The sequence below is a fragment of the Pseudarthrobacter sp. NPDC059871 genome, assembly GCF_042731175.1.
Lineage (GTDB): Bacteria > Actinomycetota > Actinomycetes > Actinomycetales > Micrococcaceae > Arthrobacter.
This window is the reverse complement of sequence record NZ_JBHWJV010000012.1, coordinates 124,994-151,626: the sequence shown is the minus strand read 5'-3', so window position 1 is coordinate 151,626 and position 26,633 is coordinate 124,994. Positions and strand designations below refer to the sequence as shown.

The window sequence follows — 26,633 nt, the reverse complement described above, 5'->3', positions numbered from 1 at the left end:
GGGGCCCCAGGCGTCACAGGAGCATCATCTGTTATTCGGTTCCGCCGCCCAGGTGGATGGCCAGGGAAGGCATGATTGTCCTGAGAGCCCGGTCACTGAGGAGCTGGGAATGCCTCTCGCCGACGGGAACATCGGCGATGGCCCCGGTGACGAACGGCGACCACGCATCGCTGCCGGGAGTGCCCGGCGGGACCTGCTCCGTGGCGCGGAAGAACAGCAGGTCACCGGTGAACAGTTGGGGCCGTTCGTCCCGGATCAGGCGTGCCAGCACCGGGAAGTTCCGGGCCATGGCCTCCACCGAATCCGTGGGGACCGTTCCCACCGGGTTGTGGTTGGCGCGCAGGATCTCCTGGGCCCGGTGCACGTCGATGTCTGCCAGGTCTTCCCCGGTGAGGTCGTAGCCCTGCGCTTCCAAGTAGCTGGCCCACAGCGCCTGGCCTTCGCCGGGCGCAGTGTTGTTTTCCTGGTTGTCCGGGAAGGCGTCGAGGATGGACAGGAACGCCACCTCGTGGCCACGTTCCTGCAGCCGGGTGGCCAGCCGGTGGGCCAGATAGCCGCCGAATGACCAGCCCAGCAGGTGGTATGGCCCCTCGGGCTGCACGCTGCGGATCCGGGCAATGTAGTCATCAGCCAGTTCCGTCAGGGTTGCGGCCGCCACCGGAGAGGTCCGGCCTGGTTCCATGCCTGGCATCTGCAGCCCGATCAGGGGGCGTTCGGGGTCCAGCTGCCCCAGCATGGAGGCAAATCCCCAGCCGATGCCCGACGCCGGGTGCACGGCAAACAGCGGCGCCTTGGACCCGGCCGCCCGGAGGGGCAGCACCTGCCGCAGGCTGTCAGCGATGCTGGCACGTGAGCCGTTGGCCGCTTCCAGCAGCAGCCCTTCCACGGTGGGCGCCCGGAAGAGCGACTGGACCTGCAGGTCCGTGCCCAGGGCAGCGTTGACCTTTGCGACCAGCGGCTGCGCCAGGAAGGAGTGGCCCCCGAGTTCGAAGAACGACTCGTCAATGCCCGCCCGGTCAAGGGACAGCACCTCGGCGAAGATGCCGGCCACGGTCTTCTCCTGCGGGGACCGCGGCGCACGGCCGCCGGAGCGTGCCGCGGTGGAGGCATCGGGGAGCGCGTTGGCATCCACCTTGCCGTGCGGCGTCAGTGGCACTTCCGGGATCACCATGACCACCGAGGGCACCATGTAGTCCGGCAGGGCCGCCTGGGCATGGCGGCGCACTGCGTGGGGCAGGTCTTCCGCGGCGTCACCGGACGCGACCACGTAACCCGCCAGCCGCGCTGCGCTGCCTTCACCCACTGCCCGGACCACTGCGGCCCGGACGCCCGGGGCAGCCCTCAGGACCGACTCCACCTCACCGGGTTCCACCCGGAAACCACGGATCTTCAGCTGCCCGTCGTTGCGGCCGGCGAAGACCAGCCGCCCGTCCTGGTGGCGGTAGACCACGTCACCGGTGCGGTACATCCGTTCGCCCCCGCCATGGAAGGGGTCCGGCACGAACCGTTCAGCGGTAAGGTCCGGGCGCCCGCGGTAGCCCCGTGCCAATTGCGCGCCGGCGATGTACAGTTCGCCGGCTGCGCCCGGGAGGGCGTGCTGCAGCCGGTCATCCAGGACGTAGAGCCGGGTACGGGGCGTGGGCCGGCCCAACACGGGCGCATCACTGTTGGCCACCGCTGCCACGATGGTATCCACGGTGGCTTCGGTGGGACCGTAGAGGTTCCAGGCCCGGACGCCGGGTAGCTTCGCCACGGACGTCCACAGGCCGGCGTCGAACGCTTCACCGCCCAGGGCGAGGCTGAAGGCGTCCCGGCCGCCCGGGTGGTTGGCCAGGTAGGCGGCGAACTCCGGTTCGGCCAGGAGTTGGCGCAGGTAGCCCGGAGTTGTTTCCCAAGCACTGATGCCTTGGCGGACAAAGTACCCGGCCAGGGCCGTTGGGTCCCGGCGGAGGTCGTCGGAGAGCAGGTGCAGTTCATGTCCGGCGGCCAGCCAGAGGATGGGATCCCACGATGCATCGAAGCCGACGCCCGTTGTGTGGGCCACCTTCCGCCTGCTGATGCCGGCAAGCAGCGTCTCCCGGTGGGAGGCCAGCAGCGCGGCCAGTGCACCGTGGCTGACCTCCACGCCCTTGGGCCGGCCTGTCGAGCCGGAGGTGAACATCACCGACGCAAGCTCACGCGGGTCCCTGGCGCGGTGGGGCACCGGCGGCTGTGCGGTGGTGCGGGCCAGGTCTTCGATCAGGAGCACGCGGGGTTCAACATCCAGCCCCGCCAGGATGCCGGAGAGCCTGGGCGCCACGGCGGAGCTGGTGAGCACTACCTCGGGCGCGGCATCTTCGAGGATGGCGGCCACGCGCTCGTCCGGATACGCGGTATCGATGGGGTTGTAGGCGCTGCCCGCCAGCAACACCCCGAGGAGGGCCTCGACCGTGCCGGCGGACCTGGGCACCATGACGGACACCAGGCCGCCGCCCGCGCCGGCTGCGGTGAGTGCGGCGGCGATGCGTTCGGAAGACGCTGCAAGGTCCGCGAAACTGAGCGAACCGGCGTCAGACACAAGTGCCACGGCGTCCGGCGTGGCACGGACTGCCGCCGCGAAGGCCGCCGGGATGTCCTGGTCGGCATGCCCCGGTGCTTGTCCGGGTGCATGCCCGGCCCCGAGGGCGGCAGTCCCGGCGAGGGAGCCCGCCGTTGCCGCTACCAGGGCACGGGCCTCGTGCCCGTCCAGCAGCGGCAGCTCCGGCAACGGCACGTCCGGAGCCGAGGCGGCCAGGTCCAGCAACCGGGTGAACCCTGCCGCCAGGCGCCGGGCGGTACCAGGTTCGAACATGGCGGAGTTGTAGTCCAGGGTTCCGGCCAGGCCCCCTTCGTCATCCGGCCGGAGCGTGAAGGACAGATCGAACTTGGCCTCGCCTGTTCCGGACTCCGGCTCGGGAACCACCGTGACGCCGGGAAGCTGGGGGATCGCCGGCACGTCACTGTCCACCGTGAGCATGGTCTGGAACAGGGGATGGCGGCCCAGTTCGCGTTCCGGTCCCGCGGCCTCCACCAGCCGCTCAAAGGGCACATCGTCATGGTCGAAGGCGTCCAGGATGCTGGCCCTGGACCGGTCCAGCAGGGTGCGCAGGCCAGGGTTGCCGGCGGCGTTGACGCGCAGCGGCAGGGTGTTCACGAAGAAGCCCACCATGGGGGCGAGCAGCGGATCGGCGCGGCCCGCGGTGGGCGAACCGATCACCAGGTCCTCACCGGCGCCGGTCCGGAGCAGGTAACCGGCAAGGCCGGCGTGCAGGGCCATGAACAGGGTGGCGTTCGACGACGACGCGAGGGTTGAGAGGGCCGCGACACTTTCAGGGGAAACGCGGAAGCCCACCTGGCCGCCCGGTTGGCGTGCGGTGCGTGGCCTCTGGTGGTCAGCGGGCAGCATCAATTCGGGCGGGATCCCGGCGAGGGCGTGCCGCCAGTGGCCAACCTTTCCAGCCAAGGCGGGCCCGGCCAGTTGCTGCCGCTGCCAGGAGCTGAAGTCGGCATACTGCAGCGGCAGGGGAGACAGGGCCTGCCCGGCCGGTGCCCCGTCCGCGGCTGCGAGCGCGGCGGAGTACGCCGCGGAAAGGTCCCGTGCCAGCGGTGCCAGGGAGGCGCCGTCGCCGGCGATGTGGTGGATCACCAGGTGCAGAACCCATTGTGGTCCTGTCTCCTGCGGTGGTTCACCGGCCTCGCCGTGGATCCGGATGAGCCCGGCCCTCAGCGGCACCTCGGTGCGGACATCGAAGCCGCGGCTTGCCTGTGCCTGCAGTTGGTCGCGGAGGTTGTCCTCGGACGTGGCGGTGCTGACGGCAAGGTTCATCCAAGCCGCGTGGCCGGCAGTGCGGGTGGAGAGGATGTGCTGGCCGGGGACGCCGCCGGTCTCCGGGTATACCGTCCGGAGGACCTCATGCCGGTGGAACAGTGCTTTCACGGCGGAGGCCAGGGCCTGCTCGTCGAGGGTGCCGGTCAGCCGCACTGCCAGGGAGATGTTGTAGTCGGCAGCGCCTGGATCAAGCTGGTTGAGGAACCACATGCGTGCCTGCGCGTGGGACAGTTCCAGGTGCTCCGGCCGGGTGGTCCCGGCGGTGTCCAGCCATTCGCCGAGCGGCATGATGGCGGTGCCAGTGTTCGCGGCCTTGCTGGGCCCGTCAGGGTCTCCGGCGGCGACAGTGTCCGTCCCGGCCTCCGCCGATCCGGGACGCAGCGCGGCCAGCAGCCCGGCGGGGGTGGGGGCGTCGAACAGGGTGCGCAAGGGAAGTTCCCGGCCGAAGTCCGTCCGGATCCTGCCCATCAGGTCGATGGCCAGCAGCGAATGCCCGCCCAGGGCGAAGAAGTCGTCGCCCATGGAGACGTTGTCCACGGCCAGGACGGCGGCGAAAACGGCGGCCATGGCGTGCTCGTCCTGAGTGCGCGGTGCTGCCCCCACCCCGGCTGTTGACGCGGCGGGGGCGGGCAGGGCTTTGCGGTCCAGCTTGCCGTGCGGTGTCAGCGGAATGTCCGGGATGGGCATCAGGATGGCCGGGACCATGTAGTCCGGCAGCCGTTCCGCAGCGTGGGCCCGGATGTCCTCCGGTGCAGCAGTACCCGTGTAGTAGGCGATCAGCCGGTGTGCCGGTTCGCCGTCGGGAAGAACCACGGCCCGGTCCACCAGTGCGTGGGCCCCAAGCGCAGCCTCGATCTCAGCCGGTTCCACCCGGAATCCGCGGACCTTTACCTGCTCGTCGTTGCGGGCAACGAACTCGAGGGTCCCGTCGCCGGTTCGCCGCACCAGGTCACCGGTGCGGTACATCCGGCTGCCGTCGGTGGCGTAGGGGTTGGCCACGAACCGGGCCGCTGTTTCGCCGGGTCGCCGGTGGTAGCCCTGGGCCATTCCGGCTCCGGCCAGGTACAGCTCTCCCGGGACGCCCAGGGGTACCAGGGCCAGGTGCTGGTCCAGGACCAGGGTGCCGGTGTGGGCGATTCCCGTGCCGATGGTGGGCCGGGGCCCCTGGACCCGCGCGGTGGTGGAATCCACGGTGAATTCGGTGGGCCCGTAGAAGTTCCAGGCGTCCACGCCGGGCATATCGGACAGGGTTGCCCACAGCCCGGCAGGCACGGCTTCGCCGCCCAGCAGCAACAGCAGCGGCAGTGCCTGCCCGGTATCTGCGGTGTGGGAAGCCGGCTCCGCACCGAGGCCGAACTGCAGGAGCTGGTCCGCGTAGGAGGGGGTGGTTTCCAGGACTCCGATGGCGTGGTCCTGGCAGTAGGACGCCAGCGCCTGGGCGTCGGTGCGCACGGCATCGGCCACCATGTGAATTTCGGCCCCGGCCACCAGCCACAGCATGGGGTCCCAGGCTGCATCGAATCCGAGCCCTGCGATGTGGGCTACGGATACGGTTGCGCCCCGGGCTGCTTCGAACCGCGGTGTAAAGAGAGTCCGGAGGTGGTGGGAGTAGAGGTTTGCCAGAGCACCGTGGGATACGGCGACACCCTTCGGCCGGCCTGTTGACCCCGAGGTGAAGAGGACGTATGCGAGGTCTTCCGGAGCGGGCCGCCGCCCGGCCAGGTCTGTGTCAGTGACGCCGGTTCCGGCAGCGATCAGCATCTCCATGCTGACGGTCCGGGCGGCCGGAACGGGGCCCGTCTGGCCCGGGCCCGCAGGTGCTGCGAGCACCAGGGCGGGGCCGCCGTCGTCGACGATCATGACGATCCGTTCGGCCGGGTAGGTGAGGTCTACCGGGATGTACACCGCTCCCGCAGCAAGGACCGCCAGCGCGGCCGTGGCCACATCGGCCGTGCGGGGAAGGGCCACGGCCACCCTGTCGCCGGGCCGGACACCCAGCGCCACCAGGCCCTTGGCCACAGATTCCACACGTTGCCGCAGCCGGCCGAAAGTGAGGCCTGCGGCGGTGCCGCCCGCGTCCACCACGGCGGACGCAGATGGGGTCCTGGCGGCGGTGGCCAGGAAGGCATCCACTACCGTTTGATCAGTCCCGTCTCCGGTGCTGTACGCGGTGTTGCCGGTGCTGTGAGCCAGCACCAGGGCCTGCTGTTCAGGCGACTGGATCCGCAGCCTGTCCAAAGTGACGGTGGGGTCCGCGGCGAACTGGTCCACAACGGCCAGGAAGCCGTCGGCCAGCAGTTGGACGGTGCCCGCGTTGAAGAGGGCGGGGTCGTAGGCGAGGGATCCGGTGAGGCCGCCTGACCTTTCGGCGAGGTCCAGGAGCAGGTCGAATTTGGCTCCGGCCGCCTCCCGGGCCTGGTCAGCAGTGGCTTCCAGGCCGTCCATGGCCAGTTGCGTGCTGGCGGTGTTCTGAAGGGTCAGCATGACCTGGAACAGGGGGTGCCGGTGCTGCGAGCGGGAAGGGTTGAGCTCCTCCACCACCCGCTCAAAGGGTGCATCCTGGTTGGCGTAGGCATGCAGGTTGGTATACCGGACGCTCTCCACGAGTTCACCGGCGGTGGGGTTGCCGGAGGTGTTCGTGCGCAGGACCAGCGTGTTGACGAAGAAGCCCACCAGGCTGTCCAGCTGGGTGTCCGTCCGCCCGGCCACCGGGGTGCCCAACGGGATGTCGTCACCGGCGCCGGCCTTGGTGAGGAGCGCCGCGAAGGCTGCCTGCAGCACCATGAACAGGCTTGCGTTGTGCTCCCGTGCCAGGGCGTTGAGCCGCTCCGCCGTCTCGCGGCCAATGTTCAGGGCAACGGACGACGCCGCACCCCCGTCCGGGTGCGCAGCGTCACCGCGGGTGCCGCGGGCGCGGTCAAACGGCAGCAGCAGCTCCTCGGGGGCGCCGCGCAGTTCGCGTGCCCAGAACTCCAGCTGCCGCGAAATGGCGCTCTCCGGATCCGACTCACTGCCCAGTTCGGAACGCTGCCAGAGCGTGTAATCGGCATACTGCACGGGCATCGGCGGCAGATCCACGTCCGTGCCCGCGGTGAGATGGTTGTACGCGGCCGACAAATCCCGGGCGAGGGGTGCCAGGGACCAGCCGTCGGCAGCGATGTGGTGCAGGGTGACGGCCAGGACGTGGTGGTCCGGCGCCAGCTGGAACAGGACCGCGCGCAACGGCAGGTCCTGGCCCAGGTCGAACCCGCGTCCCGTCTCCGCGGCAAGCGCGGACGGCAGCCCGGCGGTGGAGCATTCCACGGCAACCAGGGATGGCCGCCCCTCTGCCGGCGGCAGGATGTTCTGGGCGGGTTCGCCGTCAACCAGGGGGAATACCGTGCGGAGCGTCTCGTGCCGGTCGGTGACTTCGCCGAGGGCCGCAGCGAGAGCTGTGACGTCCAGGGGCCCGCGCAGGTCCAGGACCACCGGGATGTTGTACGTCCCGGCCGCGGGATCCAGCCGGTTGAGGAACCACAGCCGGCGCTGGGCGAAAGACAGCGGCAGGACTGCCGGCCGGGTGGCGGCAGTCAGCGGCCGGGCCGGAGCCGTACCCAGGTCCAGGGTTTCGGCGAGGGCAGCCACGGTTGTCTTTTCGAAGATGGTGCGGAGCGCGGGAGCCGTGCCGGTGCGGTCCCGCAGCAGGGCCACCAGCCGGGTGGCCAGCAGTGAGTGCCCGCCCAGGTCGAAGAAGTCGTCCTCCAGCCCCACCGAGTCGAGGCCCAGAACGTCACGGAACGCAGCGGCCACTATCCGTTCGGGCTCGTTGCGCGGCGTAGTGGCGGAGGTGTCCTGTTCCGGTACGGGCAGGGCCTGGACGTCCAGTTTCCCGTTGGGTGTCAGGGGCAGGGCAGGAATGCTGGTGACGGTGGCGGGCACCATGTAGTCGGGCAGGTGGCGCCGTGCCTGCCGCCGAAGGTCGGCGGTGTCCAGCAAATGCTGTGGCCCGCCGTCGGCCGTGGGCGCTGGCGTGACGTACGCCAGGAGCTGGTCGTAGCCGGCCCGGTTGGTGCCTACGGTGATGGCTGCCTGGTCTACGCCGGGCAGGGCGCGCAGCACCTGTTCGATCTCGGCGAGTTCAATGCGGAATCCGCGGATCTTGACCTGGGCATCGAGCCGGCCCCGGAATTCAAGGGTGCCGTCGTCCTGGCGGCGCACAATGTCTCCGGTACGGTACATCCGCGAGCCGTCCAGCGCGAAAGGGTCCGCCACAAAGCGTTCGGAGCTGAGCCCGGGCTGGTCCAGGTAACCCCGGGCAAGGTTGATGCCGGCAACGTAGAGCTCGCCCACGGCATTGTCCGGAACCGGGTTCAGGCCGGAGTCCAGGATGTAGTGGCGGGTGTTTGCCACCGAACCGCCCAGGGTGGGTGCGGTGCCAGCTTCCATGACCGCGGTGAGCGAGTCCACGGTAGTCTCGGTGGGTCCATAGAAGTTGTAGGCCACAACCCCGCTGCGCCCCGCCAGGTCTTCCCACAGCTGGGTGTCCACTGCCTCGCCGCCCAGCGCCACCACGGATGGATGCCGTTCCTGGCTGAACAGTCCGCCGGCCACCAGTACCTTGGCGAAAGAGGGCGTGGTCTCGATGGAGTCGATGCCGGCCTCGGCCAGATAGGTGCTGAGGGCCTCGGGATCCCGGCGGGTCCGGTTGTCCACGAGGTGAAGTTCATGCCCGGCCACCAGCCACAGGATGGGGTCCCAGGACGCGTCAAAGGACAGCCCCGCGGTGTGCGCCACCCTCAGCTTGCGGCCCAGCCGCGCCTCCGCCGGGGCGAAGATGGAGTCCCGGTGGGAGGTGTAAAGGTTCAGCAGGGCCAGGTGTTCAACCCCAACACCCTTGGGCCGGCCCGTGGAGCCGGACGTGAAAATGACGTAGGCCAGGTCCTGCTGGGCGGCAACGGGCGGGGGAGCCGACGCGTTCTTGCCGGCGAGGCAGGCCTCCATCAGGGCGGAGTCCAGGACCGTGACCGGGACGTCCGTGGCCAACTCATCGTGTCCGGGTGCCGGCGGGTTCCCCGCCCCGGACCCTGCCGCCGTAAACGCTGCTGAGGTGAGGAGCCTGAGGGGCGCGGCGTCGTGGAGCATTCCCTCCACGCGGCCGGCCGGGTAGTCCGGATCCAGCGGAAGATAGGCGGCGCCGCACTTGAGGATCGCCAAGAGTGCTATCGGCAGCAACAGGCCACGGTCCAGCCGCACCGCCACCGTGCTGCCGGGCCCTGCGCCGTGCCCGGCCAGGAACCGGGCCAGCTGGTTCGAACGGGACTCCAGTTCAGCGAACGTGAGAGTGCCCTCCGGGGCCACCACGGCCGTCTGATCAGGCTGTGCCGCCGCATTCTGCTGGAATTCCTCCACGATGGTGTGGCCCGGCAGGTGCTGGCCGTGCGCCTGGCCCGCGGCGAGCAGTTGCTGTTCCTCGGCCGGGGTGGTGACCGCCAGGTCAGCCACCAGCGCGTCGGGCCGGGTGGCCACGTGGTCCAGCAGCCGAACAAAGCGGTCCAGGTGGCCGGCCAGCACGTCCTGCGTGTACATCGCCGCGTTGGCCTCGAACTGGACTGTGGGCGGCGGTGCTGCTGCGCCGGCACCGAGGCCGTGGACCACGATCGAGAGATCATCGATGGGCCCGGTAGAGAGGATGTTCATGGCACCCCGGGCTTTGCCGAACGCGATCGCATCCAGGACGGGCAGGATGTTGACCGACGGGCCGAGGTAACCGCCCCCGGTGTCCAGGTCCTCATAGCGGAAGCGCTGGTGGACCAGGGCGCCACGGAGGCTGCGTCCCACGGCAGCGGCGGTGGCGGCGACGGTTTCGCCGGGATCGACGGCCAGCTTCACGGGAACGATGTTGGACAGCATTGACGGCGTTGATTTGGCCAAATGTCCACGCCGGGCCGTGACGGGCAGTGCCACCGAGACGGTGCGTTCACCGGTGATCCGGTGCAGGTACAGAGACGCAGCCGTCAGGACCAGCGCCGGCGCGCTCGCCGGCGCAACCTCGAGGGCCATGGCCGCGGCGGGCGGGAGGGCCACCGAAGCCCGGATCAGCGACCCCGCGGCACCGTTGGGCCGCCCGGCCAGGCCGGTGGCAGGAGGCGCCTCGGCAAGCTCCGCATCCCAGAAGGCGCGGTCCGCCGCGGCGCCGTCGGACCCGGCATAATCTGCCTCAGCCGCCAGGAGATCCTTGAACCGCGCAAAACCCGGACCTTCGCCGGCGGCCTGCCCGCCGCCGTCGTCCGCCAGGAGGGTGTTGTAGAGCTCAGCTACGCGGCGCAGGACAAGGACCGCGGAATAGCCGTCCAACAGGAGGTGGTGCACGCGCTGGTAGAAGAAGTGCCGTTCGGGGGTGAGGCGGATGAGCTCCGTGTGGAGCAGGTTGTCCGACGAAGGATCCCGGGGGAGCGCCAAATCCGCGTCCATGAGGGCGCGGGCCTGTGCCTCCGGGTCTGCAGCGCCGGCCAGGTCTGTGACGTCAAGGATGGCCGGCCGCGGGAGCGGGAACTGGAAGGGACCGTCTTCGTCTTCGCTGAAAGCCATGGTGAGGGCCTCGGTGCCTGCAACCCCCTGATTCAGGGCGGCCGCCAGGACCTCGTGGTCCAAGGGGCCGGTGATCTCAACAAACTGGCCGATCTGGAACATCGGATTCTCCGGTGCCAGCTTCTGGGCATACCAGATGCCGCGTTGGGCCTGGGTCAGGTCCAGCCGCGGAGAAGCGGGGCGGGCAGGGGAGCTCAGTGCGTCGTGGGACATGTTCCTTCTCGGGATCTCGGGGCGGCTGGCACATCGGGGCATGGCTAAGCCCCGCTGCCCGGCGGGGAAGCCGGGGCAGCGGTTGGTCAGGCGGGGAAGGTTACTGGAACTGGCCGAACTGGAAGGGGCCGGTGCCGCCCAGGTCTACCAGTGGGCCGTCCACCACGGGTCCGTTGATGACGCCACCGTTCAGGATTCCCCCGGAGAGGATGTTGCCAAGGAGCGGTGAGCCGCTGGACTGCTGGGTGACTTCAGCGACGGGGCCGGACGCCGTGGCGGCCTGTGCGGGGAGGGTGGTTGCGGCGAAACCGGTCAGGGCCAGCAGGGAAGCGGCGGCGGTACGGGTAATGGTCTTGGCACTCTGGTTCACGATCATCTCCAGTCAGGTATAAAACAGATTCCACACTCGTTCAGGTGTCATAAGGGCATTCGGACCTGACGGAGGACCGGATGGGCGGCAGCGCCATGCCATCGCATGAAACCCCTCGGAGCCGGGGTTCCGGCGCGGTCGCTCCGGCTAAAGATTTCGTGCCATACACGTATGGCCCGGCGGAAGTTCCGCCGGGCCATACGTGCAGTGGGTTGTTAGTGCTTAGAGGGCAGTGACCTTGATGAGCAGGGCGTGTTCCGGATTGAGCATTGGCATGGGCAGGCCCACCTCGCCGAGGAACTGGCCGCTGGCTGTTGCGCCGTCCGTGAGCCAGGCCGGCGGCTGCACCTGGGTAAAGGTGTGCCCGTAGTCGCTGTCGCCGGGGGCCGGGAAGATGGGGTCCACCCGGTAGGTCCGGTCCGGGTCGAGGCCGGGCAGCCCCATCCTTCCCGGCTGCTCGGCACCCGAGGTGCGGGCACAGACGAAGGCGAACAGCGCCGCCGTCGTACCTTCCGCAGCGGGTTCCGCCGCGGCCACGCCGTGGATCTGGTATGCCTCATCAGGGATGTCCGCGTGGACCGGGCGGCCGCTGTGGATCAGGCCCCGGTGCTCCTTGTAGAGCCCGACGACGCGCCGCAGCTCTTCCCGCTCGGCACCCTGGACGCCGCGGACGTCCCATTCCATGCCGAAGTGGCCGAAGAAGGCCGTGATGGCACGGAAGGACAGGTCATGCGTGCGCGCGGTGGTGTGCGAAGTGGTGGGGCCGATGTGGCTGCCCACGAGCTCCGGCGGAACCACGGCGCCGGTCCAGCGCTGGATGGTCTGCCGTTCCAGGGCGTCGTTGCAGTCCGATGCCCAGACACGTCCGGTCCGCTCCAGGATTCCCAAGTCAACGCGTCCGCCGCCGGAGGAGCAGCTTTCAATTTCGACGCCGGGATGGGCCTTGCGGAGCTCGTCGAACAGCCGGTAGGCGGCGAGGGTCTGTTCGTGGACGGACGCGCGGCCGGCATGGCCCTGTTCAACGATGTCCCGGTTCTGGTCCCACTTGAGGTAGCTGATGTTGTTCTCAGCCAGGAGTGCCGAAATCCGGTCGAAGACGTACTGCCAGGCCTCCGGGTTGACGAGGTCGATGACGTGCTGGTTGCGCCACTCGAGAGGCAGCCGGCCGCCGTCTTTGTGGGCTACCGCCGACGGGCCCGAAATCCAGTCCGGGTGTGCCCGGGCAACATCAGAGTCCAGGTTGACCATCTCCGGTTCCACCCACAGCCCGAACTCCATTCCGCGCGAGGTGACAGCATCGATCAGCGGCGTCAGCCCGTCCGGCCAGAGGGTTTCGTCCACGTACCAGTCGCCCAGGCCCGCGTGGTCGTCGCGGCGGCCGCGGAACCAGCCGTCGTCGAGCACGAAGCGCTCCACGCCGAGGTCTGCGGCGGAATCGGCAAGCTCGATCAGGGTGTCGAGGTCGTGGTTGAAGTACACGGCCTCCCAGGTGTTCAGCACTACCGGGCGCGGCTTCGCGGCGGGGCGCGGCTTCGCGGCGGGAGCGCCGGCCGCAGCGGCAGGAAGGATGTGGTGGGGGCGGGACCGGAACCAGCTGTAGAAGGCCTCGGTGATGCCGTCCAGGCCGCGGTCCGAATAGGCGGCAAACAGGGCGGGTGTGCTGTAGCTGCCGCCCGCCGCGAGGATGACCTCGGCGGAGCCCAGCAGTTCCGAGCCGCCGATCATGGTCCGTCCGTCGCCGATGGTGTCCGCGAACTGTTCGTGGTTGCCGCTCCAGGCCAGGTGGGTGGCCCAGACCTTGCCGTGCCGGTTGCCGAAACTTTGGGTGCCGGCGGCGAAGAGGAGAGAGGAATCGTGGCCGGTGCGGCCGTGCCGCCCGGAGCGGACCCACGTGCCCTGCTGGATGGGTCGCCGCTGCGGGTGGCGTTCGCGGCACCAGCGTCCGGTGAGGTCGAGGAGTTCGACGGCGTCCGGCGCCACCGGGAGCACGGTGGCCAGTTCGTCCACCTGGAAAGGGGTGGTGCCGTTGTTGGTGAGGGTGTGCCGCAGTTCCAGCAATCCGCCGGGGTGCAGCGTGAGGGAGGTGGCCACGCTGATGCCGGTGTCGGCGTCGGCCTGGACGATGGTGGCCTGCCCGGCGACAGCGGTGTCCACCGCGGTGACGCGGAGGCGGGAGGAGAAGTCCAGGCCAGGAGCGCCGTCGGTGATCCGGTTGCCGCGGAGGGCAGGGCGGCCCCGCCAGGACGAGGAAGCCTGGGGGAGGAGCGCGGCCGGGACGCGGGCGTCCACGGAGGAATTTCCCACAGGCGTGGTGAGGACCGCGAGGTCTGGAAGTACTGCACCCAGGTCCGCGCCCCAGTGAATGACCTCGGCCTCCCCGCTGTCGAAGCTGATCAGCAGGCTGGTGCCGGCGGAACGGAGGTGCAGGGGATCCATGATGGTCTCTTTCGGTGTTCAGGGGTGCGTCTTAAGTTACGCAAAACGGGAATGCCAGGGAAGGGGGTGGCCGGGTGCCGCCGCCGCGAGGAGGAGGACGGCGGGACCCGGCCGGGTGGCTGCGACCACAAACGCAGCCACGTTTTCAGGGGTTACTTGAACAGCGCATTGACCTGTTCGTTGGCGGCCGTCAGCGAACTGACCGGCGCCTTGCCGGACACTACGGCGTCCATGGCCGGTTCCATGATGCCCTTGACCTTGGCGGTGTTGTCCGTGATCGGGTACAGGAACGTGGTCTTGTTCTTCACGTGCTCGGTGAACGCGGTGACATCCACGCCCTTGGCCTGGAACGCTGCGGCGGCCTTGTCCGAGGAAGCCTTCAGTGCGGGGAAGACCACGGCCTTTGACGCAACGACGTCCTGGCAGGAGGAGGAAGCCAGGTATTCAACCCACTTGATGGAGGCGTCCTTCTTCTTGGTGCCGGCCCAGATGGAGTCGGCCAGACCGTTGAACATGGAGGCGCGCTTGCCTTCGGGGCCCACCGGAGTGGGAGCAATGCCCACCTGGATGCCCTTGTATCCGGTGTACTGGCCGATCATCCACGAACCGTGGGCGTTGATGGCAGACTTGCCGGCGGCGAAGATGTCAGCCATGCTGGCGCCGACGGTGGTTTCGAGCTTGGGCATGTAGCCCTTGTCTGCCAGGCCCGCGAACCACTGCATGCTGTCCTGGAACTTCGGATCGTCATAGTTGTAGTGGGTGCCCCACGGGTTCTTGTCCGTGTGGGACCAGCCGGTGGTGTTCGTGAGGTAGCTCCACTCGGTCTGGCCGGAGGAGTCGCCGCCGCCGTTCAGGCCCAGGCCGTAGACCTGGACGTTGTTCTTGTCGAACCCGGGCTCGTCGCCGCGCTTGCCGCTCTTGTCCACGGTGAGGTGGGCGATGACCTTCTCGTAGGTGCCGCCGTCCTCGGGATTCCAGGTGAGGTCCTTCATCTGGTCCTCGGAAATGCCGGCGGCGGAGAGCATGTCCTTGTTGTAGAACAGGCCGATGGTGTCCCAGTCCTTGGGCAGGCCGTACCGCTTGCCGTCCTGGCCAACCCAGAGGTCCGCGAGGCCTTCGTTGTAGGCGGACAGGTCCACCTTGTCCTTGGCCACTGCGTTATCGATGGCCAGCAGCTGCTTGTTCTCGGCGAGCTCGCCGTACCGGCCCAGGTGGTTCGTGAAGACATCCGGTGCGGTGCCGCCCACGAAGCCGTTGGTGAGGGTGCTCCAGTAGTCGTCCCAGCCGCGCTGGGTGATCTTGACGGTGATGTCCGGGTTTGCCTTCGTGAAGTCGTCGGCGCACTGCTGGTAGGCGGGGAGCTGGTTGGCGTCCCAGAGCCAGTAGCTGATTTCGCCCTTGCCGGCTTCGGCTGAACCGCCGCCGCTGCCGCAGGCGGAGAGAGCGAGGACTGCTGCGGCGGCCGCAGCAAGGGCGCCGGTTGCTTTCATTTTCTTCATGGGAGGTCCTTTCAGGGATGTTTTCGGGCAGGCCGCCATGGCCTGCGCGAGGTTGCAGGAGGAAAGAGTGGGTCTACTTGATGCCGGAGAAGCCGATGGAGTTGACGATCTTCTTGCCGAAGGCGGCGAAAAGGATCAGGACCGGCAGGGCCGAGACGAGGGTGGCGGCCATCAGGCCGGACCAGTCCGGTGCGCCCTGCGGGGACTGCGATTTGAAGACGCCGAGCCCCACCTGGAGCACGCGGACGTCATCCTGGGAGCCGACCAGCAGCGGCCAGAAGTACTCGTTCCACTGGCCGATGAAGGTGAGCAGGGCGAGGGTGGCGATGGGGGCTGCGGCGTTGGGCAGGACAATCTGGAAGAAGATGCGGAGGTGCTTGGCGCCGTCGAGCATGGCCGCTTCCTCTACCTCCCGGGACATGTTCAGGAAGAACTGGCGGAGGAAGAAGATGGCGAACGGGGTCATGAACAGATAGGGGAGCACCATTCCGAGCATGGTGTTCAGCAGGTCCAGGTTCTTGATCAGCAGGAAGTTGGGCAGTGCCGTGAAGATCGGCGGAACCAGCATGGTGCCGAGGAAGAGGCTGAAGACGGCGTTCCGGCCCTTCCAGCGGAGCCGGGCGAAAGCGTAGGCGGCCATGGCGCTGAAGAACACGGCCCCGGCGGTGGTGATGGAGGAGAAGACAACGGAGTTGCGCAGGTAGATCCAGAAATCGATGGCTGCGCCCGAGCCACCTTCGGCAACGGCTTCCGCGGGAGTCTGCAGGCCGAAGACCCGCTTGAAGGCGCCGAAGGTGAACTCGGCCGGGAGGAGGCTGCTGGCGTTGGTGGCCAGCGCGTTGTTGGTGGACAGCGCGGTCCGCAGCACCCAGAGGAAGGGAAGGACGGAGACGGCGATGGCCAGGATCAGCAGGGCCCAGGCGCCGGCGCGGCGAGGGTTGAACGGACGACGGCGGCTGGCCGGCTTGGCCAGTGGCGCGCGGCTTGCGGTGGTGGTCATGGAGGACTCCTTAGTCCAGGTCCGACTCGTTGCCCTTGAGGAACTTCATCTGGATGAAGGCCACCAGGGCGAGGATGAGGAAGAGAATGACGGCGATGGCCGATCCGTAGCCGAAGTCCGACTCCGTGAAGGCGCGCTGGTAGATGTAGTACTGGATGACGCGGGTGGCGTTCACCGGGCCGCCGCCTGTGGTCACCGCGACGGTGTCGAAGACCTGGAATGAACCGATAACGGTGACCACCAGGACCAGTACCAGGACCGGACGCAGCAGCGGGATGGTGATCTTGCTGAAGGTCTGCCATGCAGACGCACCGTCCAGCTTGGCCACCTCGTAGACGTGGCCGGGGATGGACTGCAGGCCGGCGAAGATCAGCAGCGCGGTGTAGCCCATGTGCCGCCAGGTGTTAATCAGTGCCTGGGTGGGGATGGCCCATTCCTCGCTGCCGAAGAAGGCGGCCCGGGGCAGGCCGGCCCACTCGATGAACTGGTTCACCACGCCGATCTGGTAGTCCAGCATCCAGAACCACAGCAGGGCGGCAATGACGTTGGACATCAGGTAGGGAAGCAGCAGAGCTCCCCGGATGATGGTGGATTTGGCCACCTGGTGCATGAGCAGCGCCAGCCCCAGTGCCAGTGACGTCTGCAGCGCGATGTTCAGGATGACGTACTGGCCGGTGACAGCCAGTGAGTTCCAAAACAGGGGATCCTTGGCGATCGCCTGGTAGTTTTCCAGCCCGATCCATTCCGGGTCTCCGAGGATGTTGTATTCCGTGAAGCTGAGGTAGATCCCGCGGATGGTGGGCACCAGGTAGAAGAGGACGAATCCGATCATGGCCGGTGCGATGAAGAACAGTGCAATCCTGACGTCGCTGCGGGTGCCGGGCAGCTTCCGGTTGAGCAGTGTTCGCTTGGGGTTTTGCTCCCGCGAACGGGGGTTCCTGGTAAGGGTGGTCATCTTCGACCCTTCCTGATTGTGTGATGCGCCTAACAACCTGCGCAGCAATCTACACGAGTAGATGAAGTGAGGCAAGAGATTAATTTCAGCCCCAAAACGGCTTGATTTTTGTGGCGCAGAGTTGTTGACTCGAGTAGAACCTCCAGATTCCTGCACTGGCAGGGCGGGAAACGCTTACCGGATTCCTGCTGGTGCGCCGCCACCGGCGCACATCCACTTCCACACAGAAGGAAAACAATGACGTTCTCAATCGGCATCGTTGGCGCCGGCCAGTTCGGCGGCCAGTTTGCCCACCTGTTCAACCTCCACCCCGGCGTCAAGGAGGTGTACGTGGTGGACGAGCGCCCGGAACGCGCTGCAGAAGCGGTGGACCGCTATGACCTCGCCGGCGTGAAGCCGGATTTCGAGGCCCTCCTGGCCTCCGATGTTGACGCCGTGGCCATCTTCACCCAGCGCTGGACCCACGGTCCGCTGGTTGAACAGGCACTCCGCGCGGGCAAGCATGTCTACTCGGCCGTGCCCATGGCGGTGACTGAAGCAGAAATCGCCCGCATCATCGAGGCCGTCCGTGAAACCGGCCTGGTGTACATGATGGGGGAGACCAGCTATTACAACCCCGCCACCGTTTACGCCCGCGAACAGCACGCTGCAGGCAAGTTTGGGCGGATCTTCTACTCGGAGGGCGACTACGTCCATGACATGGACCTGGGCTTCTACGACGCCTACCAGTACAGCGGCGGCGACCGCTGGAAGGAGACGGCCAGCTACCCGCCCATGCTGTACCCCACGCATGCCATCGGCGGCGTCCTCGGTGCCCTCCCGTCGCATGCCGTCAGTGTCAGCTGCTTCGGCGTCCAGGACGACCGCAATGACGGCGTCTTCGACAAGGACGTCAGCATGTTCGGCAACGACTTCTCCAACGCCACGGCTCTCTTTGAACTGAACGACGGCGGCGTGATGCGCACCAACGAAATGCGCCGCGTGGGCTACCCCTCCCACATCCGGGAATCCCGGTTCCGCTTCTTCGGAACCGAGGCCAGCTTCGAACAGCTCGCCAAAGTCACGGTGTGGCAGGACAAGAAGAACGTCCACGACATTTCGGAGCAGATGGAGACGCGGCCCAGCATTCCGCTGGACGACCCGTCCTTGGCCAACGTGGCACCCGAACTGCGGGACGCGTTCGTATCAGGGCTCGCCCCGGTGCACGACGCGGGCCGGCTGCCTGAAGAGTTCCGCGGCGCCCCCAACGGACACGAGGGCAGCCACCACTTCCTGGTGGACGACTTCGTCACCGCCGTCAACGAAGGAACTTTGCCCCCGGTCAACGCCTGGGTAGCAGCACGCTTCACCCTTCCCGGCATCGTCGCCCACGCCTCGGCGCAACAGAACGGGGCGCGGCTCCCCATCCACGACTTCGGCGACGCCCCGGCCAACCCGTAGTAAGCGCGTATCCCATGACCATGTCGGCTGTGCCGGGGCCTCGGGGGCCTGTGACGCGTAAGGATGTTGCGCGGTTTGCCGGGGTCAGTACTGCCGTGGTGAGTTATGTGGTTAATGGTGGTCCGAAGCGGGTGGCGCCGGCTACTGAGGCGAAGGTCCAGGATGCTATCCGGCGGTTGGGGTACCGGCCCAATGCTGCGGCGCGGGCGTTGAAGCTGGGCTCGAGTGAGACCATCGGGCTGGTCATTCCGGATAACAGCAATCCGTTCTTTTCGTTGCTGGCCCACGCGGTGGAAGAGGCCGCGGCCGAGTTGGGGTATGCCCTGGTGCTGACCAATTCGGACGGGAATGTGGCCAAGGAGCGCCGGAACGTCCGTAACCTGGCGGCGCGGCAGGTGGATGGTGTCATCGTCTCGAGTGTGCTGATGGAACCCGGGGCGGCGGACTTTGAGTCGGCGGAGGTCCCGGTGGTGTTGTTGAACCACAGTGCCGAGGCGCCGGGGTTCAACAGTGTGGGGGTGGATCTGGTGGCCGGTGCGCGGGCTGCCGTGGAGCACCTGATCGGTCACGGGCACACCAGCATCGCGTTGGCGATGGGGACGAACACGGGCAATTACTATGACGGCCGTGAGGAGGGCTGGTTGCAGGCCCTGGCCGGGGCGGGCCTGCCGGAGGGGCCGATTGTGCGGACGCCGTTCACGCGGGAGGGCGGGTACGCTGCGGGCAAGCGCCTGTTGGCCGGGGCGGAGCGGCCTACGGCTATTTTTGCGACGTCTGACCTGCAGGCGGTGGGGATTCTGCGGGCGCTGCATGAGGCGGGCCTGTCCGTGCCGGAGGATATGGCGTTGGCGTCCTTCGACGGGTCGGCGGAAGCGGAGTACAGCTGGCCGCCCCTGACCACGGTCAGGCAACCGGCACAGGCCATGGCCGAGGCCGCGGTCAACGCCCTGATCGGCACCGGCCGGGGCAACACCCCCGAACACCTCATCTTCCCCGCCGACCTCCAGGTCCGCCAATCCTGCGGCTGCCGCCGGGAATGATCCCGCAGCGGCGGGCACGGGCCCGGGGACGCCTGGCCCGACGCCACCGAAAACTGGAGCGCGGCAGCGAACGCTTCCGCCGCCGTCGTGCCCTCCTGTTCCGGACAGAGTCCTTTGCGGGTGGACCGTGGGCCGGCCCCCAATTTTGGTACCGGCCCACGGCGGGGGCCGGTACTGCATTGGGCCACCCTCACCTGTTACCGCTTCCTCGGTGCAACAGGTGGTCTTTAGCCCGTTTCCAGGGCAAAGCTACGGAGGGGAGCGTCGTGAATCGCTGGTCCATTGATGGTTGGCCTAGAACTCACGGGGGCTCCCTTGCACGCACTGTGCGGGCTGGCTGCTCAACCACGAGTAGCAACAAGATACCCCACCCAACGCCCTCAAGCCACGGTGACGCCAGTGATATGTACAGATGAATTGCCTGCCGGTGTTGATGGTTTGATTAGTCAGTGCTCCGTATTCGACGTTATGTGGTTCTCTGCCTGTTCCTGATCTGCGTGGGCGCCGCATTTTCCTTCTGGGTTGCCGGGCAGCCCGGTGCGGAGGACACCGGACAAGTCCTTCCACCGCCGCCTTTGGCGGGCGTGAAACTCGATGCCGGGCGTACCGGCATGGCAACGGCCGTGAACGTCACGGCCAGCCCGGATGCCCAATGGCTTATGGATGCAGCCGCGCAGACCGGCATCCCTGCCCGGGCCCTGCGCGCCTACGTGGCCGCAGCCGCCTCTGCCAGCGGATCTTCCCCGGCCTGCGGGATCGGCTGGAACACGCTGGCGGCGATCGGCTCCGTGGAATCGGGGCACGGGACCCACGGCGGCGGCAGCCTGGACACGGAAGGGCAGGCCAGCGGTGCCATTGTGGGCCCAAGGCTCGACGGCGAAGGATTCGCCGCCATTCCGGATACCGATGGCGGAGCAGTGGACGGAGATGCCCGGTGGGACCGGGCCGTCGGACCCATGCAGTTCATACCCTCGACCTGGCGCCTGGTGGGTCGTGACGGCAACGGCGATGGAACAGCGGACCCCTTCAATATCGACGACGCCGCCCTCAGTGCTGCCACTTATCTCTGCCTTCACGGCCGCGACCTTCGAACCTCCCAAGGGTGGACGCAGGCCATTTACTCGTACAACCAGTCCGATGCCTACATCCGCCAGGTCAAGGACAAGGCGGTTACCTACGCAACGGTGACCGCCACCCTGAAGGATTAGGCCGGGACACCATTCGCGGCACGGGTCAGGCGGATGCCGCCGCCCGCATCCGCTTCAGGTGTAGTCCGCGGCAGGGGATGGCGGCGGATACGAGGTCCTGGCTGTGCTGATGCTGGGGGTCGGCGAAGAAGCGGTGGGTGTCGGTGAGTTCCACGAGGCGCCCCTGGTAGAGGACTGCCACCCGCTGGCACATGTGCCGCACCACGTCCATGTCGTGGGTAATGACCATCAGGGACAGCCCCCGTTTGCTGTTGAGCCGCTGCAGTAGGTCCAGGATGGTCCGCTGGGTCAGTGCGTCCAGCGCCGAGGTGGCTTCGTCGCAGATGAGCACCTCTGGCTCCATCAGCAGGGCCCGCGCGATCGTGACGCGCTGCAACTGCCCGCCTGAGCACTCCCCGGGGCGCCGGTCCAGGAACGCCGGATCAAGTTCTACGTCCTCCATTGCCTGGCCAAGCCGCCGGCTGCGCTCCACGGGATCAAGCCCGCGCCGCAGGGGCGCCTCCAGGCTTGCCCGGAGGGTCATCCGCGGGTCGAAGGAGTCATGCGGTTCCTGGAACACCATTTGAACGGCTGTTGGTGCTTCGCCGCCTCCGGGCGACAATGTCCGGGTCATGGTCCCACCACTGATGGTCTCCAGCCCCACAATGGCCCGGGCCAGGGTGCTCTTCCCAGAGCCCGACTGGCCCAGCACGCCAAGAATCTCGCCGCGTTTCAGGGTGAGGGAGACATCATCCAAGGCCGGTCGCGCCCGGCGCCGCCCGGAACCAAATTGTTTGCAGACATTGGCCAGGGTCAGCACTTCGGGTTGTCCGCCGACGGTGTCCAATGTGCCGGATGGTGCCAGGCTGGATGCCTCCAGGAGTTTCCGGGCATAGCCGGTCTGCGGGGTTCGCAGGACGGACTCCGTGGTTCCGGATTCCACGATCTTCCCGTCCTGCATCACCATCACCCTGTCCGCGAACGCCGCCACGGAGGCCAGGTTATGGGTGATGTAGAGGATTCCCAGTCCGCGCTGGATCCTTTCCCGGTCAAGCAGTTCCAGGACCTGCTGCTCCAGGACTTTGTCCAGGGCAGACGTCGGCTCATCGGCCAGGAGGATCTCCGGCTGGCCCGCCAGGGCCATGGCTGTCATGGCCCTCTGGGCCATGCCGCCCGAGAGCTGGTGGGGGTAGGCGCGGGCGCCCCACTCCGGGTTTTCGAAGCCGACCTCGGCCAGGAGGTCCAGCACTTTTGCGTCGGCCGCCCGGCCGCGAAGTCCGCCATGGAGCTTCAGGGGCTCCAGGAGATGCTTGCGGATGGTCCTGTTCGGGTTGAACATCTTCTTGGGCTGCTGGAAGAGCATTCCCAACCGGCCGCCGCGGACGCGGTTCAGCTCAGTCTCGGACGCCGTCGTAAGCTCCTGCCCGCCCAATCGGACGGAGCCCTGCTGCACGCCCAAGGCCGGAGGCAGCAGCTGCAGCACTGACCGGGCCGTCATGGTCTTGCCGGAGCCCGAGCCGCCCACCAGCGCCACGAACTCACCTGGCCGGACCGTCAGGCTGACCCCGGACAGCACCGTCTGTCCGGGGCCGCCCACTGACAGGTTCTCGATGACAAGCTCAGGCATGCTGGCCCTCCGTCACGATTGCGTCGATCGGATCCGCTGCCCGGCGGGCCGCGCGCTGCCCGATGAGGGTGACGCACAAAGCGATGACGAAGATGGCGAGGCCGGGCGCCAGGATTCCCCACGGGGCCCTTTCCGCGTATGGCTGCGCCGCTGCCAGCATGGAGCCCCAGTCGGATTGGGGCGGCTGCACCCCAAGCCCCAGGTAGGACAGTGCGCCCACGCTGATGAGCAGCTGCCCGAACCGAAGCGTTGCCTGCCCCAGCATGGGAGCGGCCAGATGGGGGAGGACATGGCGGAAGATAATGAACGACGGCGGGCACCCCACCACGCGCGCCGCCTCCACGAATCCCCGTGCCGACACGTCGTAGGCCAGGGTGCGGGCAAGCCGGGCGAACGGCGTCCATCCGGTCACTGTCAGGGCAACCAGCAACGAGGTGAAGCCCGTACCCATGGCAGCCACGATGAAGAGCGCCACCACCATTTCGGGAAGGGCAAGCAGGACATCGTTGGTGCGGGTAAAGAACTCATCCAGCCAGCCTTTGCGCCGGGCGCTGAGGATGCCGATGGACAGTCCGATGACTCCGGTGAGGACCGTGGCCAGCGCCGCCACCAGCATGGAGAAGCGCCCGCCGTCGAGCAGCCTGCTCAGGGTGTCGCGCCCCAGATGGTCAGTACCAAGCAGGTGCGCGCCTCCCGGAGCTGCCAGGCGGGCGGAGAGATTCTGCTCGTCAGGGGGAAAGGGTGCCAGCCAGGGGGCCGCCGCTATGGCGGCTACCGAGAGGATGAGGATTACGACGGCGGCAGCGTCGATTGCCGGCCATTTACGCAAGGGTGCCTCCCACCTTGGGGCTGAGGGTCCGATGCAGGAAATCGGCGAGGGTGGTGATGGCCACGGCGAGTCCCACCACGACCACCACGCCGCCCTGCGCCAGCGGGATGTCGCTGTTGATGACGGCGTCGTAAAGCAACCGGCCCATGCCCGGGATGGCGAAGATGACCTCAACGATGACCGAACCGCCCAGGAGCCCGGCAAACCAGACGGCAAAGAGCGTGGACAGCGGGACAAGACCATTGGGCACCACGTGGTGGAGGATGGTCTGCGTCCGGCTCAGGCCGCGTGCCCTGGCGGCCGGAATGTGTTCGGCTTCAAGGGCGTCGATCACCCCGGAGCGGACGGCCGAGGTGAAGAAACTGATGGGCCTCAGGGCCAGTGTGGCTGCCGGCAACACCATCGAGGCGGGCGTACTCCACCCTGCCGACGGAAGCAGCGAAAGCTTCAGGGCGAAGACCAGGACCAGGAGCGGCGCCAGCCAGTACTCGGGCATGGCAATAAAGGATTGCGTGATGGTGGTGATCAGCTTGTCCACCTTGCCGCCCTGCCTGAGCGCTGCGATGATGCCCAGCGGCAGCGAGACCAGGACGGCGGTGCCCAGGGCAACGATCACCAGGCTGAGGGTGATTCCCAGCGCGGGGATGACCTGGTCCGCCACGGGTGTGCGGCTGACGTGGGACAGGCCCATGTCGCCGGTGAAGAAGTCGCCGAGCCACCGAAGGTACTGGATGGGCAACGGGTCCTGGAGTCCCAGGCTTTCACTCAGGGCCTTGACGGTGGAATCATCCACCACGTCCCCGGCGACGCGGGAACGGATGATCTTCCGGACGGGATCGCCCGGCGTCACGTAGGGGATGAGGAAGACGGCGTAGGACGACAGCAGGACGGCGGCCACGAGGGTCGCCGTCCGCTTCGCGAGAAAGGTGAGCATGCTCCTGGTCCGAAGGTCTTGGACCGGTCCTTAGGACCCGGACTTAGCCGTCTGGGCCGTCAGCACGTACCGGGACAGGGGATCCTGCACGTAGTTCAGGACGCTGCTGCGCAGGGCATCCGTTGCCTGCTCGTTGACCAGCCAGAGGTTGACGGCTTCTGCGTCCAGGATTTCGCCGGCTTTCGCGTACAGCTTGTAGCGGTCTTCGGTGCTGGACGTCCGGGCCGCCTGCGCGATGACCTCGTCATAGTCCTGGTTGCAGAAGTGGCTCAGGTTGTAGGTGCCTTTGCAGGTGTAGTCGGCGGTGAGGAAGCCAATGGGATCGGCGATGTCGATCAGCCGGTTCCGCTGGCTGAGGATCATGTCGTAGTTCCCGGCCAGGACGTCCGGCTCAGCGGAAGCGTATTCCTTGGCCTGGATGCTGACCGGGACGCCGATCGCTTTGAGGTTGTCCTGGATGACGGTGGCGACGTCCGCGAATTCGGCCCGTTCAACGATGGCGATGATCTCCAGCGGCCTGTCTGCCGTGTACCCCGCCGACTCAAGCAGTTTCTTGGCTTCATCTACATTCTGCTGTGGTGCGGTGGCCGAACCCGTCCAAGGCTCGGAGGGTGCGAAGGGGCCAGCTGCGGGCAGTGCGGCGCCCTCGTAGACGCTGGCAGCCAGCGCCCCAAGGTCCAGGGCGGAGCGGAGTGCCTTGCGGAAGTCAACGTTGTTGAAAGGGGCACGGCCGTTGTTCATGTAGAGCGTGGCAGTGCGCGGGGAGTCCGCCTTGAGGACCGAAACTTCAGGGGCGCTCTCCAGGGAGGACAGAGCTGACGCCGGAATGGAGAGGGCGATGTCCGCCTCACCGGTCTGGACCTGGGTGGCCCGGGTGGCGCCGTTGGTGATGAACCGTACTTCAGCGCCGGCCAGCTGGACGTCCCCGCCCCAGTAGTTCCCGTTGCGGTCAAGCGTGAGGGACTGCTTTGCTTTCTCGGATACCGGAGTAAACGGGCCGGTGCAGTGCCCGAACGGATCCACGGTGGCGCCCTGATAGGCAGCGGGAGCAAGGATGCCGGTGTTGACACTCGCCAGCCTGAACGGCACCAGCGGACTCTCCGAGGGGGTGGTGACCCGAACAGTGTTGGCGTCTTTGGCTTCTACCTTGCTGACAATGCTGGGGCTGAACGCACGGGCGGGTACTTTGGCGTTGAGGACGGACGTGAGGGACGCCGCCACCGATTCGGCGGTGAGGTCCGTGCCGTCCTGGAACTTGACCCCGTCGCGGATGGTGAAGTCCCATTCCAGCGGCGAAGCCTGCTTCCACTCCGTGGCCAGGAAGGGAACAACCTTCCCCTGGGCGGAGTCGTACTTCGTCAGGGTTTCAAGGCAGCCCGAGAGGGACAGGATGTACGCGGCATCCGATTCAAGGGCCCAGTTCGCCACGGGCGCCCGGAAATTGTCGACGACGATCCGCTGGTTGGTGTCGGCCACCTTGCTGGCGGCACCTGTCCCGCCGCCGCTGAGTCCGCAGCCTGTGAGGGCCGTGAGGGCGGCAAGCCCCATCGCTGAAAGTTGGCCGAGTTTGCGCACTGGGACCGCCTGAAGAAGTGCCCGAACGGGTTGGGCAGAAGAAACGAAGACGGTTTAGGTTAGCCTAACCTTTTGCCCGGTGGGAAACCGGGGTCCGGGATGGGGAGTAACACGGCTGACGTTCCGCGGCCGCAAACCCGTCAGGGAACGAAGCCCAGCGATTTGTCCACCACATTCATCAGGGGGTCGCCCTGGACGAACCGCTGCAGGTTGCGGACGAACAGTTCGGCCAGATCCTCCAGGTAAGCCTCGGTGTCACCGCTCATATGGGGCGTGAGGGTCACGTTCCGCATGTTCCACAGGGGATGCCCCGGGGGAAGGGGCTCCGGATGGACCACGTCGAGGGCAGCCCCGGCGATGCCTCCGCTGGTGAGAGCGTGTACCAGGGCGTCGGTCTGGATAAGTTCGCCCCTCCCGACGTTGATGACATGGGCCGAAGGTTTCATCGCGGCAAGTACCTCCGTGCCGATCATTCCGCGGGTGGCCGGGGTCAAGGGAGCGGCAAGCACCACGAAGTCGAAGCTGCCCACCACGCCTGCCAGGTTTCCTGAGCTGTGGATGTCAGTGAAGTCCGAATCCCCGGGCCGGCTGCTGCGCCCGGCTCCGCTCACGTCCATTCCCACGGCGCATAACAGTCGCGCGATCTCGCGGCCGATGGAGCCGGTACCCACCACCAGCACACGCCGGCCCTGGATCTTCCGGGTGACGCGGTGCTGCCATAGCTGGTGCTGTTGCAGCAGGAACGAACCCTGCGCGTCCTTGGCGATGTCCAGGACGAAACCCAGGGTAAATTCTGCAATGGCGCGGCTGAGCACGCCCCTGGAATTTGTATAGGTAACGTCGCTGCGGACCAGTTCGTCGAACAGCAGCTGGTCAACACCGGCGGCGGAAACGTGAATCCACTGCAGAGAGGAGGCTGCCTGCCAGTTGTCCCGCAACGCCGGCGAGAACGAGTACCACTGGTACAGGACGTCGGCTCCCGTCAAGGCATCTGCCAGTCCATTCGCGGTCACGGCACGGACTTCTGCCAACTTTTCGATGTCGTGAAGGCGGGGCGGAAGCTCCTCCCGGTACAGGACGGCGACGACCGGCCGTTTGCGGTGGCCGGGCACGG

At 67.3% G+C, this 26,633-nt stretch carries 14 protein-coding genes; 3 read left to right on the top strand and 11 right to left on the bottom strand.

Annotation, left to right across the window (positions count from 1 at the left end; translation table 11 throughout):
- Positions 1–31: 31 nt before the first annotated feature.
- From ACFV4R_RS16720 to ACFV4R_RS16695, 6 genes are all read right to left on the bottom strand, one after another.
- Positions 32–10,627: an amino acid adenylation domain-containing protein gene (locus ACFV4R_RS16720; protein ID WP_377203404.1), complete on the bottom strand. Its 10,596-nt coding sequence runs from the start codon at positions 10,625–10,627 to the stop codon at positions 32–34.
- A 100-nt stretch (positions 10,628–10,727) separates the two neighbouring features.
- Positions 10,728–10,997 carry a hypothetical protein gene (locus tag ACFV4R_RS16715; protein ID WP_377203405.1) on the bottom strand — a complete coding sequence of 90 codons (270 nt, stop codon included), beginning with the start codon at positions 10,995–10,997 and terminating at the stop codon, positions 10,728–10,730.
- Positions 10,998–11,219: 222 nt separating this feature from the next.
- Complete coding sequence (locus tag ACFV4R_RS16710; protein ID WP_377203406.1) at positions 11,220–13,433, bottom strand: alpha-galactosidase; 2,214 nt, start codon at positions 13,431–13,433, stop codon at positions 11,220–11,222.
- Between the two features lie 152 nt (positions 13,434–13,585).
- The gene (locus ACFV4R_RS16705; protein WP_377203407.1) at positions 13,586–14,932 is read right to left on the bottom strand and encodes an ABC transporter substrate-binding protein; all 1,347 of its coding nucleotides are present in this window, start codon (positions 14,930–14,932) and stop codon (positions 13,586–13,588) included.
- A 73-nt stretch (positions 14,933–15,005) separates the two neighbouring features.
- Positions 15,006–15,932 carry a carbohydrate ABC transporter permease gene (locus tag ACFV4R_RS16700; protein WP_377203408.1) on the bottom strand — a complete coding sequence of 309 codons (927 nt, stop codon included), beginning with the start codon at positions 15,930–15,932 and terminating at the stop codon, positions 15,006–15,008.
- 10 nt (positions 15,933–15,942) lie between these two features.
- A complete protein-coding gene (locus ACFV4R_RS16695) occupies positions 15,943–16,887 on the bottom strand; it encodes a carbohydrate ABC transporter permease (protein ID WP_261620408.1) in 945 nt (314 codons plus the stop codon).
- A gap of 237 nt (positions 16,888–17,124) precedes the next feature.
- Between ACFV4R_RS16695 and ACFV4R_RS16690 the strand changes: the two genes are divergently transcribed.
- From ACFV4R_RS16690 to ACFV4R_RS16680, 3 genes are all read left to right on the top strand, one after another.
- Complete coding sequence (locus ACFV4R_RS16690; protein WP_377203409.1) at positions 17,125–18,327, top strand: Gfo/Idh/MocA family protein; 1,203 nt, start codon at positions 17,125–17,127, stop codon at positions 18,325–18,327.
- Between the two features lie 14 nt (positions 18,328–18,341).
- Positions 18,342–19,367 carry a LacI family DNA-binding transcriptional regulator gene (locus tag ACFV4R_RS16685; RefSeq protein WP_377203410.1) on the top strand — a complete coding sequence of 342 codons (1,026 nt, stop codon included), beginning with the start codon at positions 18,342–18,344 and terminating at the stop codon, positions 19,365–19,367.
- Between the two features lie 449 nt (positions 19,368–19,816).
- Complete coding sequence (locus tag ACFV4R_RS16680; protein ID WP_377227118.1) at positions 19,817–20,575, top strand: lytic transglycosylase domain-containing protein; 759 nt, start codon at positions 19,817–19,819, stop codon at positions 20,573–20,575.
- 25 nt (positions 20,576–20,600) lie between these two features.
- On the opposite strand, the gene ACFV4R_RS16675 is transcribed toward ACFV4R_RS16680, so the two are convergent.
- The 5 genes from ACFV4R_RS16675 to ACFV4R_RS16655 all read right to left on the bottom strand — a co-directional run bounded on the left by ACFV4R_RS16675 (position 20,601) and on the right by ACFV4R_RS16655 (position 26,631).
- Positions 20,601–22,181 carry an ATP-binding cassette domain-containing protein gene (locus ACFV4R_RS16675; protein ID WP_377203412.1) on the bottom strand — a complete coding sequence of 527 codons (1,581 nt, stop codon included), beginning with the start codon at positions 22,179–22,181 and terminating at the stop codon, positions 20,601–20,603.
- On the bottom strand, positions 22,174–23,010 hold the full coding sequence (locus ACFV4R_RS16670) for an ABC transporter permease (protein WP_377203413.1): 837 nt from the start codon (positions 23,008–23,010) through the stop codon (positions 22,174–22,176). The genes ACFV4R_RS16675 and ACFV4R_RS16670 overlap by 8 nt, the downstream gene beginning before the upstream one ends.
- Positions 23,003–23,944 carry an ABC transporter permease gene (locus tag ACFV4R_RS16665; RefSeq protein WP_377203414.1) on the bottom strand — a complete coding sequence of 314 codons (942 nt, stop codon included), beginning with the start codon at positions 23,942–23,944 and terminating at the stop codon, positions 23,003–23,005. Before ACFV4R_RS16665 ends, ACFV4R_RS16670 begins: the two co-directional genes overlap by 8 nt.
- Before the next feature lie 30 nt (positions 23,945–23,974).
- Complete coding sequence (locus ACFV4R_RS16660; protein ID WP_377203508.1) at positions 23,975–25,492, bottom strand: ABC transporter substrate-binding protein; 1,518 nt, start codon at positions 25,490–25,492, stop codon at positions 23,975–23,977.
- Positions 25,493–25,659: 167 nt separating this feature from the next.
- Entirely contained in the window at positions 25,660–26,631 is a 972-nt protein-coding gene (locus ACFV4R_RS16655) for a D-2-hydroxyacid dehydrogenase (protein WP_377203415.1), read from the bottom strand.
- Between the last annotated feature and the right edge of the window lie 2 nt (positions 26,632–26,633).